At 65.8% G+C, this 14656-nt stretch carries 12 protein-coding genes; 6 read left to right on the top strand and 6 right to left on the bottom strand.

Annotation, left to right across the window (positions count from 1 at the left end; genetic code table 11):
• Nucleotides 1-92: 92 nt before the first annotated feature.
• The 6 genes from nadC to purN form a co-directional block, all read right to left on the bottom strand.
• On the bottom strand, nucleotides 93-1022 hold the full coding sequence (gene nadC / locus LJ656_RS16505) for a carboxylating nicotinate-nucleotide diphosphorylase (protein ID WP_230510465.1): 930 nt from the start codon (nucleotides 1020-1022) through the stop codon (nucleotides 93-95).
• Nucleotides 1022-2161: a quinolinate synthase NadA gene (nadA, locus tag LJ656_RS16500; protein ID WP_230510523.1), complete on the bottom strand. Its 1140-nt coding sequence runs from the start codon at nucleotides 2159-2161 to the stop codon at nucleotides 1022-1024. Before nadA ends, nadC begins: the two co-directional genes overlap by 1 nt.
• 132 nt (nucleotides 2162-2293) lie before the next feature.
• Nucleotides 2294-3490 carry a DesA family fatty acid desaturase gene (locus LJ656_RS16495; protein WP_230510464.1) on the bottom strand — a complete coding sequence of 399 codons (1197 nt, stop codon included), beginning with the start codon at nucleotides 3488-3490 and terminating at the stop codon, nucleotides 2294-2296.
• 201 nt (nucleotides 3491-3691) lie between these two features.
• Complete coding sequence (locus LJ656_RS16490; RefSeq protein ID WP_425605946.1) at nucleotides 3692-5101, bottom strand: mechanosensitive ion channel family protein; 1410 nt, start codon at nucleotides 5099-5101, stop codon at nucleotides 3692-3694.
• 93 nt (nucleotides 5102-5194) lie between these two features.
• A complete protein-coding gene (locus tag LJ656_RS16485; RefSeq protein ID WP_230510462.1) occupies nucleotides 5195-6454 on the bottom strand; it encodes an RsmB/NOP family class I SAM-dependent RNA methyltransferase in 1260 nt (419 codons plus the stop codon).
• On the bottom strand, nucleotides 6451-7104 hold the full coding sequence (purN, locus tag LJ656_RS16480) for a phosphoribosylglycinamide formyltransferase (RefSeq protein WP_230510461.1): 654 nt from the start codon (nucleotides 7102-7104) through the stop codon (nucleotides 6451-6453). The genes LJ656_RS16485 and purN overlap by 4 nt, the downstream gene beginning before the upstream one ends.
• Nucleotides 7105-7242: 138 nt before the next feature.
• Between purN and LJ656_RS16475 the strand changes: the two genes are divergently transcribed.
• The 6 genes from LJ656_RS16475 (at nucleotide 7243) to dut (ending at nucleotide 14652) form a co-directional block, all read left to right on the top strand.
• Entirely contained in the window at nucleotides 7243-8238 is a 996-nt protein-coding gene (locus LJ656_RS16475) for a bifunctional riboflavin kinase/FAD synthetase (protein ID WP_075302445.1), read from the top strand.
• 164 nt (nucleotides 8239-8402) lie between these two features.
• Nucleotides 8403-11240 (top strand): isoleucine--tRNA ligase, encoded by a 2838-nt coding sequence (gene ileS / locus LJ656_RS16470; protein ID WP_230510460.1) that lies wholly within the window; start codon nucleotides 8403-8405, stop codon nucleotides 11238-11240.
• Between the two features lie 14 nt (nucleotides 11241-11254).
• Nucleotides 11255-11749, top strand: coding sequence for a signal peptidase II (gene lspA / locus LJ656_RS16465; RefSeq protein ID WP_230510459.1), 495 nt, complete (start codon nucleotides 11255-11257; stop codon nucleotides 11747-11749).
• Between the two features lie 114 nt (nucleotides 11750-11863).
• Nucleotides 11864-13081 (top strand): bifunctional phosphopantothenoylcysteine decarboxylase/phosphopantothenate--cysteine ligase CoaBC, encoded by a 1218-nt coding sequence (gene coaBC, locus LJ656_RS16460; RefSeq protein WP_230510458.1) that lies wholly within the window; start codon nucleotides 11864-11866, stop codon nucleotides 13079-13081.
• A gap of 88 nt (nucleotides 13082-13169) precedes the next feature.
• Entirely contained in the window at nucleotides 13170-14177 is a 1008-nt protein-coding gene (locus tag LJ656_RS16455; RefSeq protein ID WP_230510457.1) for an LLM class flavin-dependent oxidoreductase, read from the top strand.
• 28 nt (nucleotides 14178-14205) lie between these two features.
• Entirely contained in the window at nucleotides 14206-14652 is a 447-nt protein-coding gene (dut, locus tag LJ656_RS16450; protein WP_230510456.1) for a dUTP diphosphatase, read from the top strand.
• The last annotated feature ends 4 nt before the right edge of the window (nucleotides 14653-14656 follow it).

Here is a 14656-nt window from a genome sequence, read left to right as displayed (position 1 = left end):
AGGCCATCGGCGGATCGACTCCGGCGACGGCCTTTTTTTGCTTCACGGCGCCCGCAACCGCGGACGCCGTCTCGCGCGCCAACGCAGTCGCGTCAAACGATCCGCATCGAGTAATCGGTCGCGCGCACGTCTTTGGTCAGCGCACCGATCGACACGCGATCGACGCCGGTCTCCGCGATCGTGCGCACGGTGTCGAAATTCACGCCGCCGGACACTTCGAGCACCGCCCGCCCGGCCGTGTTCCTCACCGCGTCGCGCATCATGTGGAACGAAAAGTTGTCGAGGAGGATCGACTGCGCGCGATGCGCGAGCGCGATTTCCAGTTGCTCGATCGTCTCGACCTCGATCTGGATCGGCACGCCGGCATTCAACGCAAGCGCCGCGTCCATCGCCGCCCCCACCCCGCCGGCCGCGGCGATATGGTTCTCCTTGATCAGGATGCCGTCGTACAGCGCGAGCCGCTGGTTCGCGCCACCGCCCACGCGCACCGCGTACTTCTGTGCGAGCCGCAAACCGGGCAGGGTTTTGCGCGTATCGAGCACGCGCGTACGCGTATGAGCGATCGCGTCGACATAGCGGCGCGTCGCGCTCGCCACACCCGACAGCAACTGCAGGAAGTTCATCGCGTTGCGCTCCGCGGTCAGCAGCGCGCGCACCGGCCCGCGCAGTTCGCAGACCGGCGTGTCCGCGCTCATCCGCTCACCTTCGCGATAACGCCATTGGACCTCGATACGCGGATCGACCGAGCGCATCACCGCGTCGAACCACAGCACGCCGCACAATACCGCGTCCTCGCGCACGATGATGCGAGCGGCGCGCACGTCGTCCGCGGGCACGAGGCGGCCGGTCTGATCGCCGCTGCCGACGTCTTCGGCCAGCGCATCCGCGACGTTGCGCGCGAGCGCCGCGTCGAACGCCGCGCCGTATTGCGCGTGGATCTCCGCGAATAGCGGCGACACCGCGTGATGGACCGTTGCACGTCCGCCCACCGCCGACTCCGGCGCCTTCTCCACCACCGTCATTACGCTGCTCCCACGTTCGAATACAGTTGCGCGTCGCGCGCGAGATCGCCGCTCGCCTGCACGCGCTTCTTGTGACGCGCCGCGAAGTCGAGCATCCGATCGATCGGTAAACGCGCGCGCTCGCCGATTGCACGGTCGACGGAAATTTCGTTGTGGCCGCGTTCGAGCACGTCGGCCAGGTTCCCCAAGCCGTTCATCGCCATCCACGGACAATGCGCGCAGCTCTTGCAGGTTGCGCTGTTGCCGGCCGTCGGCGCGGCGATCAGGGTCTTGCCGGGAGCGGCCAGCTGCATCTTGTGCAGGATGCCGAGGTCGGTCGCGACGATGAAATGCGTCGCGTCGAGCTTGCGCGCGGCATCGATCAGTTGCGTGGTCGAGCCGACCACATCAGCCTGGGCGACCACATTGGCCGGCGACTCCGGATGCACGAGGACCTTGGCACGCGGGTACTCGGCGCGCAGCAGATCGAGTTCGATACCCTTGAACTCGTCGTGCACGAGGCACGATCCCTGCCACATCAGCATGTCCGCGCCGGTCTTGCCCTGAATGTAGCCACCCAGATGACGGTCCGGCGCCCAGATGATCTTTTCACCGCGCGCATGCAGATCGGCGACGATCTCGAGTCCGATCGACGACGTGACCATCCAGTCCGCGCGCGCCTTCACGGCAGCGCTGGTGTTCGCATACACGACCACCGTGCGGTCTGGATGCGCATCGCAAAAAGCCGAAAATTCATCGACCGGACAGCCGAGATCGAGCGAACAGGTCGCATCGAGATCAGGCATCAGAATGCGTTTGTCGGGACTAAGGATTTTCGCGGTCTCGCCCATGAAGCGAACGCCCGCGACCACCAGCGTCTGCGCATCGTGATCGCGCCCGAAGCGCGCCATTTCCAGCGAATCGGCGACGCAACCGCCGGTCTCGTCGGCGAGCTCCTGCAATTCGGCGTCGACGTAATAATGCGCGACGAGCACCGCTTTCTCCCGCTTCAGTAACGCGCGAATGCGCGCCTTCAGCGCCTGCTTCTCTTCCACCGACGGCATCGCGGGCACCTTCGCCCACGCCTGCCCAATTGCGCACGTTGTGCCCAGTGCCTGAGGCCGGTCGTATTCGACGGTCCTGATCGCCTGCTGCTCCATCATCTCCTCTGCCCTCACCTGGCCGCCGCGGTTCGACGGTCGTGCTACTTTCGTCCGACGATTTTCCACGGCCCAAAAAAGCAAAACCCCGCCAACGCGGGGTTTTGTGACGTGCTGAAATTTTAATGGATTTCAGGCATAGCGACGCAGTCGCATCGCGAAGTCTTGCAACGCCTTGATGCCGCTCTGCTCCGCGCGATGGCACCAGTCCTGCAACTGAGCGAGCAACTGTTCGCGCGACGCATTGGAACGCTCCCATATCGACGCGAGCTCGTTGCGCATGTCGATGTACGTCTTCAGCTTCTGGCTGCTCGCAAAGATCTGCGGCAACTGGCGCTTCTGCGGCTCGTTCAGGCCAGCCTCTTCCTTGTGGAGCCAGCTGCGCGCGCCGCGCATCACCTGGTATTTCTCGCGTGCGCCGACTTCCTTCAGATGCGCGAGCTCCTGACGGTAAGCGCGCTTGATCGCCTTCGCGTAACGCGCCATCACTTCGTAGCGGTTCGCGAGCACGGCCTGCAGCGTGTCCTGATCGAGCACGAGCTTGCCAGTGGTCAGACGCGGCGTAGGCGCCACCTTCTTCACCTTGGCCAGACGGAACGCCTGCATGATGCGGATATACATCCAGCCGATGTCAAACTCATACCACTTGTTCGACAGCTTGGCCGACGTCGCGTACGTGTGGTGATTGTTATGCAGTTCTTCGCCGCCGATGATGATGCCCCACGGGAAGATGTTGGTGCTCGCATCCGACGAGTTGAAGTTGCGATAGCCCCAGAAATGCGCGAGGCCGTTGACCACGCCCGCCGCCCAGAACGGGATCCAGACCATCTGCACTGCCCAGATCGTCAGACCGACGACGCCGAACAGCGCGACGTTGATCACCATCATGATGCTCACGCCGAGGATCGGGTACTTCGTGTACACGTTGCGCTCAATCCAGTCGTTCGGCGTGCCGTGACTGAACTTACGCATCGTTTCTTCATTTTTCGCTTCCGCGCGATAGAGCTCCGCGCCTTCGAGCAGCACCTTCCAGATGCCGCGCGTTTGCGGACTGTGCGGATCCTCTTCGGTCTCGCACTTCGCGTGATGCTTACGGTGAATCGCGGCCCACTGGCCGGTCAACATGCCCGTGGTCATCCACAGCCAGAAGCGGAAAAAATGACTGGCGATCGGGTGCAGCTCCAGCGAGCGGTGCGCCTGGCAGCGATGCAGATAGACGGTGACGCCGATAATCGTGATGTGCGTGACGATCAGCGTGTACACGACGAGTTGCAACCATGAGAAACGCAACAGGCCGTGGGCAAGGAAATCGAGCAAAGAATTCAACAAGGTAAGTTACCTGCAGAACGAGAAATTCGGAGCACACGCGGCGCGTGTGTCAAGAAAGTGAAAGCATAACGCGGGATTGGACGACATTCTACTGGAAGCGTTCCAAGTGTTTGTAACAAATAGGGATTTTTTTGTGTGCTATCAACACGATAGCGCTCGCCGCGGCACCGGGACGCAGTGCGCGGCGACGGGAAACGGCCGTCAGCGAACGTCGTTGGCGGCGCCGTCCACAGGCGCGGAGGCGGCTTCGGACGTGGCGTTCACCCCGCCGCCGCCAACCGGATCGGTCATTGCTACCGACTGCGGTATCACGCCGCCCACCGGCCCGATGATCCGCACCTCGCGCTGGGCGAACGGAATCGAGATGTTGTGTTCGGAGAACAGGCGCCAGATGTTGCGGTTGACGCTCGAGCGCACGCCCGATGTACCGGTCGCGGCGTCCTCGATCCAGAAACCGAGCTCCAGATTGATCCCGTCCGCCCCGAAGCCGGCCAGATAGGGCGTCGGCGCCGGCTCGCGCAGCACCCGGGGCACGTCGGCGGCTGCCTCGGCGAGGAGCGCCATCGCCTGTTCGACGTCGGACGTGTAGGCGATCTGCACGGTCGCCTTCGCGTAGCCGCGGGTCAGAAACGACGACTGGTTCTGCACGACGTCGGTGATCAGCTTCTCGTTCGGGATCAGCGTTTCGATCCCGTCGAGCCCGCGCACCACCGTGTAGCGCGTGCGAATCTGCGTGACCCGCCCCGCCAGTCCGCTCACATTGATCGTGTCGCCGATCCGCAGCGAGCGGTCCAGCAGGATGATGAAGCCCGACACGTAGTTGCTGGCGATCTTCTGCATGCCGAAGCCGAGGCCCACGCCGAGCGCGCCGCCGAACACGCCGAGCACCGTGATGTCGATTCCGACGATCGACAGGCTGATCAGGATCGCCGCCAGCACGAAGGCCGCCCGGCCGACCCGCGCGACCACCACCTTCAGGTTCGCATCGAGCGTCTTCGAGCGCATCAGGCGTTCTTCGAAGGTCGAGCCGAGCCACATCGCGACGATCATCGTGACGCCGACCCACAGCAGGCCGGTCGCCAGCGACAGCAGCGTCATGTGCGCATTGGCCACGCGAAAGCGCACGCTGCCCATCCACTCGATCACGTCTTCCTGAATGCCCAGCAGCGTCAGCACCATGCCGATCCATACGACCACCGACACGGTCTTCTCGACGAGGAACAGCCACGGATGCACGCCGCCGTCGCGGTTGAACACCCGCCGCGCGAAGAAAAACACGATATAGATCAGGCCGATCCCGACCAGCGGCACCAGCGCCACATTGAGCAGCGCCGTGTGCATGAACTGGCCGGCGATCGCGCGCGCGATCCACACCAGCGCCGCGCCGATCAGCGGAAAGGCCGCACGGTTCAGGCTTTCCATCCCGAAGCGCAGGCCCTGGTATCGCGGCAACTGAAGCTGCAACTGAAGCGGCGACTGCGACTGCGGTTTGGCCAGCCGCCGGCGCAACAGTCCCGCGAGCAGCCATGCGACGGCGAGCGTCGCCAGCAGGATGCCGACCTGCCACAACATCACGGGCTGACCGAAGTCGCGCCAGATGTCGTCGAACATGTGAGGAAAGGTGGTGTTCATGAGGTCGCCGGAAGCGGCCGGCGCGCGCGGGCTGTTACGAGCCCACGCGCGCCGCAGGTGAGGCGGGTGCGCTTAGCTCTGGCGCTCGAGCACGGCGGCGAAGAAGCCGTCGGTCGCATGGCGATGCGGCCACAGCGACAGGTAGTCGCCCATTTCGAGTTCGATGCGCTGCTCGGCGAGCACGTCGCGAACCGGCACCAGCGCGAACTCGGGGTGGTCGGCGAGGAACTGCTGCACGACCGCCTCGTTTTCCGCTTCGAGGATCGAGCAGGTCGCGTAGACGAGGCGCCCGCCCTTCTTCACCAGACGCGCGGCGCTGGCCAGAATCGACGCCTGCTTCGGCGCCAGCTCGGCGACCGACTCCGGCGACTGGCGCCACTTCAAGTCCGGATTGCGGCGCAGCGTGCCGAGACCGCTGCAAGGCGCATCGACCAGCACGCGGTCGATCTTGCCGGCCAGACGCTTGATCTTCGCGTCGTGCTCGCTGTCGATCAGCACCGGGTTCACGTTCGACAGCCCACTGCGCGCCAGACGCGGCTTCAGCTTGGCGAGACGCCGCTCGGAGATGTCGAACGCGTACAGACGGCCGGTCGAGCGCATCGCCGCGCCGAGCGCCAGCGTCTTGCCGCCCGCGCCCGCGCAGAAGTCGACGATCATCTCGCCGCGCCGCGGCGCGACCAGCGAGCACAGCAACTGGCTGCCCTCGTCCTGCACTTCGAGCCAGCCCTGCTGGAACGCGTCGAGCTTCGTCAGCGCCGGCTTGCCGACCACCCGCACGCCGAACGGCGCGAACGGCGTCGCGCCGGCCTCGATGCCGGCCTTCTGCAATGCGCCGAGCACGTCGTCGCGAGTCGCCTTGATCGGGTTCGCGCGCAGATCGAGCGGCGCCGGGTAGTTCAGCGCGGCGGCCAGCTGCGCGAGTTCGGCGGGCTCGATGCGGGTGCTGAGCGCGTCGCTGATCCAGCCGGGCAGGTTCAGGCGAATCCGCAGCGGCAGGCTTTCCGGATCGATCTTCGCGACATGTTCGAGCCAGGTCGCCTCGGCCTCGCTGACGAACGGCTTCAGCGCGTTGCGCCCGACCGTCTGCATCAGCCCCAGCAGCGCCATCCGGCGCGCCGGATTGCCCGAGCCGCTCTCGGCCAGATGGGCGAATTCCATGCGCCGGCGCAGCACCGCGAACACCGCCTCGGCGATCACGCCGCGCTCGCTGTGGCCGAGCTTCGGATGCGCGCGGAAGAACCGGCTGGTGGTGGCGTCGGCCGGGCCGTTGAGCCGCAGCACTTCGGCCAGCAGCGTTTCAGTTTGTCCAATCAGAAAACCATGCAATCTCATGCGCCCTCTCCGGCGGTGTGACCGGCAAAGAGCCATTGCGGCTCCGACGGCGTTAGCGTGACGCGCAGGCCGTCCAGAGCGAGACGCCCTTCGACGAACCAGCGCACCGCGCGTGGATAAATGATGTGTTCGGTTGCCAGCACGCGTTCGGCGAGCGTGGCGGGGGTGTCGCCGGCGACGACCGGCACCGCCGACTGCACGACGATCGGCCCGTGATCGAGCTGCGAGGTGACAAAATGCACCGACGCGCCGTGCAGCCGCACGCCGGCGTCCAGCGCCTGCTGGTGAGTCTTGAGGCCCGGGAAGCTCGGCAGCAGCGACGGATGCACGTTCAGCATGCGGCCGGCGTAATGGTCGACGAAGCGTGCGGTCAACACCCGCATGAAGCCGGCGAGTACGACGAGGTCCGGTGCGAACGCGTCGATCCGCTCGGCCAGCGCCGCGTCGAAGCTATCGCGATCCGGAAACTCGCGATGGTCGACCACGGCGGTCGCGATGCCGTGCGAGGCCGCGAAAGCGAGCCCCGCGGCATCGGGACGGTTGGCAATCACGGCGGCGATTTGCGCCGGCCAGCCCTCGCTCGCGCAAGCGCGCACGATGGCTTCCATGTTGCTGCCCCGTCCGGAAATCAGGATGACGAGTTTTTTCATGCGCGGATTTTATCATTCGGCCGTCGCGATCCAGCGACCGCGCAGCCCTGCGTTGCGCCAAGCGTTTATAATCGATTGTTTTGCGGCACTCCGGCCGCCACTGCAACCCAACCGCCGCAACCGCTGCAACCCGCTATCGTGAGAGTCTTCCGCGGTCTTCCCAATGCCGAGAGCCGCGCGCCCTGCGCGCTGACCATCGGCAACTTCGACGGTGTCCACCGCGGCCATCAGGCGCTGCTCGCCCACGTGCGCGCGGCCGCCGATGCGCGCGGCCTGCCGGTCTGCGTGATGACCTTCGAACCGCACCCGCGCGAATTCTTCAACCCGGCCAGCGCGCCGCCGCGCATCGCGATGCTGCGCGACAAACTCGAGGCGCTGCGCACCAACGGGGTCGACCGGGTCGTCGTCGAGCACTTCAATCACACTTTCGCGAGCCAGTCGCCGGATTCGTTCGTCGAGCGGATCATCGTCAACGGGCTGCATGCGCGCTGGGTCATGATCGGCGACGACTTCCGCTACGGCGCGAAGCGCGCCGGCGATTTCGCGTCGCTGCAGAAGGCCGGCGAGCAGTACGGCTTCGAAGTCGAGCAGATGGCCACGGTGGCCGACCCGTCGGGCGCGCGCATTTCCAGCTCGGGGGTGCGCGCGGCGCTGATCGCCGGCGACCTCGACGCGGCGCGCAGCGCGCTCGGCCGCGACTATCTGATCAGCGGCCACGTCACGCACGGCATGAAGCTCGGCCGCGATCTCGGCTTCCCCACGCTGAACCTGCCGATCGCGCACAAGCGCCCGGCGCTCGCCGGCATCTTCGTCGTGCAGGTGCACGGCATCGCCGATCACCCGCTGCCGGGCGTCGCGAGCCTCGGCCTGCGCCCCACCGTCGACGATTCCGGCCGCGTGCTGCTCGAAGTGCATCTGCTCGACTGGCACGGCGACGCGTATGGCAAACTCGTGCGCGTCGAATTCCTGAAGAAGCTGCGCGACGAGGAAAAGTTCGCCGACCTCGAAACGCTGACCGCCGCGATCGCCCGCGACGTCGCCAATGCCCGCGCATGGTTCGCGGCCGTCGGCGCCGGCACACCGGGCAGCCGCTCCACCGGTTTCGCCACCTCGGCCACCGACCGAATTAGATAGCCGCCGCGATTCGGGCCGGCGCGCCGCGCCGCACGAATCGCCGCCACGCGCATCGAAGGGCGTCCGGGCTTCACGCGAGCCGCCCGCCGGGCGCGTCCCACGCCACGGCTCAGCGCAATCCGCGCGCCGCTACGCATTCCAACGCATTCACCGCCACTCACATCATGAGCAATAAGAAAGCCGATTCGAAACCGCAGTCCCGCTACCCGGTCAACCTGCTCGACACGCCGTTTCCGATGCGTGGCGACCTGCCCAAGCGCGAGCCGCAATGGGTCAAGCAATGGCAGGAACGCAAGGTCTACGACACGATCCGCGCGGCTTCGAAGGGCCGCAAGAAGTTCATCCTGCACGACGGCCCGCCGTATGCGAACGGCGACATCCACCTCGGCCACGCGGTGAACAAGATCCTCAAGGACATGATCGTCAAGGCGCGAAACCTCGCGGGCTTCGACGCGGTCTACGTGCCGGGCTGGGATTGCCACGGCATGCCGATCGAAATCCAGATCGAAAAGCAGTTCGGCAAGTCGCTGCCGGCGGCCGAAGTGATGCAGAAGGCGCGCGCGTACGCGACCGAGCAGATCGAAAAGCAGAAGGCCGGCTTCCGCCGCCTGGGCGTGCTCGGCGACTGGGACAATCCGTACAAAACGATGAACTTCGCGAATGAAGCCGGCGAAATCCGCGCGCTCGCGAAGATCATGGAAAAGGGCTACGTGTTCCGCGGCCTGAAGCCGGTCAACTGGTGTTTCGACTGCGGCTCGGCGCTGGCCGAGGCGGAAGTCGAGTACAAGGACAAGACCGATCCGACCATCGACGTGCTGTTCAGCTTCGCCGAGCCGGAAAAGACCGCGCAGGCTTTCGGCCTTGCCGCGCTGCCGCGCAACGAAGGCGGCATCGTGATCTGGACCACCACGCCGTGGACCATCCCGGCCAACCAGGCGCTGAACCTGCATCCGGAAATCGTCTACGCGCTGGTCGACACGCCGCGCGGGCTGCTGATCCTCGCCGAGGAACGCGTCGAAGCGTGCCTGAAGCTGTACGGTCTCGAAGGCAAGGTCGTCGCGACCACGCCGGGCGCAAAGCTCGCGAACCTGCGCTTCAACCACCCGCTCGCGTCCGCGCATCCGGCTTACAAGCGCACCGCACCGGTCTACCTCGGCGACTACGTGACCACCGAAACAGGTACCGGCGTCGTGCACTCGTCGCCCGCGTACGGCGTCGAAGACTTCGTGTCGTGCAAGGCGCACGGCATGGCGGACTCGGACATCATCAACCCGGTGATGGGCGACGGCCGTTATATCGAATCGCTCGCGCTGTTCGGCGGCCTGTCGATCTGGGCGGCCAATCCGCAGATCGTCGAGGCGCTGCAAGGCGCCGGCTCGCTGCTGCGCACCGAGAAGTACTCGCACAGCTACATGCACTGCTGGCGCCACAAGACGCCGATCATCTATCGCGCGACCTCGCAGTGGTTCGCCGGCATGGACGTGAAGCCGAACGACACCGACAAGACGCTGCGCGAAACCGCGCTCGAAGGGATCGAGAACACCGCGTTCTATCCGTCGTGGGGCAAGCAGCGCCTGTTCAGCATGATCGCCAACCGGCCGGACTGGACGCTGTCGCGTCAGCGCCAGTGGGGCGTGCCGATGGCGTTCTTCGTGCACAAGGAAACCGGCGAGCTGCACCCGCGCACGCTCGAATTGCTCGAGCAGGTCGCGCAGCGCGTCGAGAAGGCAGGCATCGAGGCATGGCAGACGCTCGACCCGCGCGAGCTGATCGGCGACGACGCGAACCTGTACGAAAAGAACCGCGACACGCTCGACGTGTGGTTCGACTCGGGCACCACGCACTGGCACGTGCTGCGCGGCTCGCACAAGGACCAGCTGCAATTTCCGGCCGACCTGTATCTGGAGGGCTCGGACCAGCACCGCGGCTGGTTCCACTCGTCGCTGCTGACCGCATCGATGCTCGACGGCCGCCCGCCGTACAACGCGCTGCTCACGCACGGCTTCACCGTCGATGGCGAAGGCCGCAAGATGAGCAAGTCGCTCGGCAACGGGATCGATCCGCATGAAGTCGCGAACCGTCTGGGCGCGGAAATCATCCGCCTGTGGATCGCGTCGACCGACTACTCGGGCGAACTGGCGATCTCCGAGGAAATTCTCAAGCGCGTGACGGAAGCCTATCGGCGGATCCGCAACACGCTGCGCTTCCTGCTCGCGAACCTGTCGGATTTCGACTTCGCGCAGCACGCGCAGCCGGTCGAAAACTGGCTCGAAATCGATCGCTATGCGGTCGCGCTGACGGCCAACCTGCAGAACGACATCCTCGCGCACTACGAGAAGTACGAATTCCACCCGGTCGTCGCGAAGCTGCAGACGTTCTGCTCGGAAGACCTCGGCGGCTTCTATCTCGACGTGCTGAAGGACCGCCTGTACACGAGCGCGGCCGACTCGGTCGCGCGCCGCTCGGCGCAGACCGCGCTGTATCACGTCGCGCACGGCCTGCTGCGTCTGATGGCGCCGTTCCTGTCGTTCACCGCGGAAGAAGCGTGGAAGGTGTTCCAGCCCAACAGCGAAACGATTTTTACCGAGACCTATCACGCGTATCCGGCGGTGCCTGAAGCGGGCGCATTGCTCGACAAGTGGACGCTGCTGCGCGCGGCGCGCAGCGACGTGACCAAGGCGCTGGAAGAGGCGCGCGTCGCGAACCTGATCGGCTCGTCGCTGCAGGCGGAAGTCGAAATCCGCGCGAGCGGCGCGCGTTACGACGCGCTCACGAGTCTCGCCGACGACCTGAAGTTCGTGCTGATCACGTCGGCGGCCAGCGTCGTCAAGGTGGACAGCGAAGCGGACGAAGGCGTCGAAGTGATCGCATCGAAGTACCTGAAGTGCGAGCGCTGCTGGCACTACCGCGCGGACGTCGGCGCGAACGCCGAACATCCGTCGCTGTGCGGCCGGTGCTTCAGCAACCTGTTCAGCAATGGCGAAACGAGGAGCGCGGCATAATGGCAGGCAGCAGCATGTCGAAAACATCGGCCCGAAGCAGTTCGCTGGCACCCTGGCTCGGCATCGCGCTGATCGTCATCCTGTTCGATCAGCTGACGAAAATCGCGGTGCGCAAGGTGTTCGAATATGGGGTGCCGCATGAGGTCACGTCGTTCTTCAACCTGATCCTCGTGTACAACCGCGGCGCCGCGTTCAGCTTCCTCGCGATGGCGGGCGGCTGGCAGCGCTGGGCGTTCACCGCGCTCGGCGTGGTCGCCGCGCTGGTGATCTGCTACCTGCTCAAGCGCCACAGCGGGCAGAAGATGTTCTGCACGGCGCTCGCGCTGATTCTCGGCGGCGCGCTCGGCAATGTGATCGACCGGCTGATGTACGGCCACGTGATCGACTTCCTCGATTTCCACGTGGGCGGCTGGCACTGGCCGGCGTTCAACCTCGCCGACAGCGCGATCACGGTAGGCGCGATCCTGCTCGTGCTCGACGAGCTGCGGCGCGTACGCGGCTCACGCTAACGTCGCCCGCGGGCGCGGCCGCCACGGCCCTGCCCGCGTCCGTTTAAAGGCGCGGCGGCAACGGCGGGCAAGGTCTCGCGCCGCCGCGCGATCACGCTTTGTCGGAGGCTTTCGTTGGCAACCGCAGAACTCGCAGGCAAACACCTCGTCCTCGGCATGACGGGTGGCATCGCCTGCTACAAGATCGCCGAACTCACGCGCCTGCTGACCAAGGCAGGCGCAACCGTGCAGGTCGTGATGACCGAAGCGGCCACCCAGTTCATCACCCCCGTCACGATGCAGGCGCTGTCCGGCCGGCCGGTCTACACCAGCCAGTGGGACGCTCGCGTGCCGAACAACATGGCGCATATCGATCTGTCGCGCGAAGCGGATGCGATCGTGATCGCGCCCGCCTCCACCGACTTTCTCGCCAGGCTCGCGCACGGGATGGCCGACGATCTGCTGTCGACACTCTGCATCGCGCGCGACTGTCCGCTGCTGGTGGTGCCGGCGATGAACCGGCAGATGTGGCAGAACCCGGCCACGCAACGCAATGTCGCGCAGCTGCGCGCGGACGGCATCGAAGTGCTCGGTCCCGATTCGGGTCCGCAGGCGTGCGGCGAAGTCGGCGACGGGCGCATGCTCGAAGCGGCCGCCAGCTATGAAGCGATCGCGTCGTTCTTCTCACCCAAGATTCTCGCCGGCCGGCGCGTGCTGCTGACCGCCGGACCGACCTTCGAACCGCTCGACCCGGTGCGCGGCATCACCAACCGCTCGAGCGGCAAGATGGGCTTCGCGCTCGCGCGCGCCGCGCAGCAGGCCGGTGCCGACGTGCATCTGGTGGCCGGCCCGGTCGCGCTCGACACGCCTTGGGGCGTGTTCCGCGAAGACGTGCAGACCGCGCAGCAGATGCATGACGCGGTGATGCACGCGGTCGCCGACGCGGACATCTTCATCGGCGTCGCGGCGGTGGCCGACTGGCGCGTCGATCATGTCAGCGAGCAGAAGATCAAGAAGAGCGCCGAGCGTGCGTTGCCGAGCTTTTCGTTCGTCGAGAATTCCGACATCCTCGCCGCGGTCGCGAAGCTGCCGAAGCCGCCGTTCACGGTCGGCTTCGCGGCGGAGAGCGACAACCTCGACGTCCACGGCGAACAAAAACGCGCGCGCAAGAATGTGCCGCTGCTGATCGGCAACCTGGGTCCGCAAACCTTCGGACTTGACGACAACGAAGTGATCCTGTTCGAAGCAGGCAAAGCAACGAAGCTGCCGCGCGCCGACAAGCAGACGCTCGCGCGCGCGCTGATTACGGAAATCGCGAAGCGCCTGCCGCCCGTCGCCGGGCCGGTTCTTTGAGCGAGTCAGCGGGCGCGGCGGCGGTCCTTACCGCCTCACCGCCCCGCTCTCTCGCCGAAGCGCCTGAATCATCTGGAGCACTACTGTCATGACGCTACTTTCCGTGCTCGATCAAACGCCGGTGATCGCCGGCCATTCGGTGGCGGACGCGATCGCCGCGACCGTCGAACTCGCGCAACTCGCCGACGACCTCGGCTACACGCGCTACTGGTGCGCCGAGCATCATGGCCTGCGCGGCCTGTCGAACCCGTGCCCCGAAGTGATGCTCGCGCGGCTCGGCAGCGTGACCAAACGCATTCGCCTCGGCTCGGGCGGCGTGATGCTGCCGTACTACAGCCCGTTCAAGGTCGCCGAGCAGTTCATGATGCTCGAGGCGCTGTTCCCGAACCGCGTCGACCTCGGCGTCGGCCGCGCGCCCGGCGGCGATATGCGCACCGCGCAAGCGGTCGCGGCCGGCACCTACAATCGCGGCGAGATTTTCCCGCAGCAGGTCGCCGAGCTGCAGGGGCTGCTGCACGGCACGCTGCCCGATGATCATCTCGCGCAAGGCGTGCTGCTGCAGCCGCAAATCGATACGCGTCCGCAGTTGTGGATGCTCGGCTCGAGCGAATTCGGCGGCCTGCTGGCCGCGCAACTCGGCATCCGCTTCGCGTTCGCGCATTTCATCAACGCGCATTTCGGCAAACCGGTCGCGCTCGCGTATCGCGAGCGTTTCCAGGCCGGCCCGGAAGCGGCGCAGCCGTATCTCGCGGCGGCGGTGTTCGTGATCTGCGCGGACACCGAGCAGGAAGCGGCGGACCTCGAGAAGGCCGTCGATCTGCGCCGCGTGCAGATGGCGTACGGCCTGAACGAACCGATTCCGTCGATCGCGCAAGGCCTCGCGCAGGAATACGGCGAGCGCGAACAGCTGGTGATCGACCGGGAAAAGCCGCGCAGCATCGTCGGTACACCCGAACAGGTCACCGAACGGCTGAAAGACTTGCAGGAGCAGTTCCGGGCCGACGAGCTGATGGTGCTGACCGTGGCCGGCAGCTATCGCGCGCGGCTGCGCTCCTATGAACTTCTCGCCGAGGCATTCCAGCTCGGCTCGAACTAACGCCCAACCCATCCTCTTTCGAACCTGAATGAAACTCGACCTGAAGATTCTCGATGAGCGCATGCGCGAACAGCTCCCCGCCTACGCGACGACCGGCAGCGCCGGCCTCGATCTGCGCGCGTGCCTCGACGAACCGCTGACGCTCGCGCCCGGCGAAACCGCGCTGGTGCCGACCGGCCTCGCGATCCACGTCGGCGATACGGGTTATGCGGCGCTGATCCTGCCGCGCTCGGGTCTCGGCCACAAGCACGGCATCGTGCTCGGCAATCTGGTCGGTCTGATCGACTCCGACTATCAAGGTCAACTGATGATCTCGACGTGGAACCGCGGCCAGACCACGTTCGTGCTCAATCCGATGGAGCGCCTCGCGCAGTTGGTGATCGTGCCGGTCGTGCAGGCCGAATTCAATATCGTCGACGACTTCGCGGAAAGCGAGCGGGGCGCGGGCGGCTTCGGCAGCACCGGCAAGCATTGATTGA

It is taken from the genome of Paraburkholderia sejongensis, from assembly GCF_020880815.1.
GTDB classification, from domain to species: domain Bacteria; phylum Pseudomonadota; class Gammaproteobacteria; order Burkholderiales; family Burkholderiaceae; genus Paraburkholderia; species Paraburkholderia sejongensis.
This window is presented reverse-complemented; position numbering and strand designations above follow the sequence as displayed.

Bases quoted from the DNA above. Each gene is read 5' to 3' on its own strand.
- nadC (WP_230510465.1), bottom strand. From the start codon at position 1,022: ATGACGGTGGTGGAGAAGGCGCCGGAGTCGGCGGTGGGCGGACGTGCA.
- nadA (WP_230510523.1), bottom strand. From the start codon at position 2,161: ATGGAGCAGCAGGCGATCAGGACCGTCGAATACGACCGGCCTCAGGCA.
- LJ656_RS16490 (WP_425605946.1), bottom strand. From the start codon at position 5,101: ATGTTCGACGACATCTGGCGCGACTTCGGTCAGCCCGTGATGTTGTGG.
- LJ656_RS16485 (WP_230510462.1), bottom strand. From the start codon at position 6,454: ATGAGATTGCATGGTTTTCTGATTGGACAAACTGAAACGCTGCTGGCC.
- purN (WP_230510461.1), bottom strand. From the start codon at position 7,104: ATGAAAAAACTCGTCATCCTGATTTCCGGACGGGGCAGCAACATGGAA.
- ileS (WP_230510460.1), top strand. From the start codon at position 8,403: ATGAGCAATAAGAAAGCCGATTCGAAACCGCAGTCCCGCTACCCGGTC.
- lspA (WP_230510459.1), top strand. From the start codon at position 11,255: ATGTCGAAAACATCGGCCCGAAGCAGTTCGCTGGCACCCTGGCTCGGC.
- LJ656_RS16455 (WP_230510457.1), top strand. From the start codon at position 13,170: ATGACGCTACTTTCCGTGCTCGATCAAACGCCGGTGATCGCCGGCCAT.
- dut (WP_230510456.1), top strand. From the start codon at position 14,206: ATGAAACTCGACCTGAAGATTCTCGATGAGCGCATGCGCGAACAGCTC.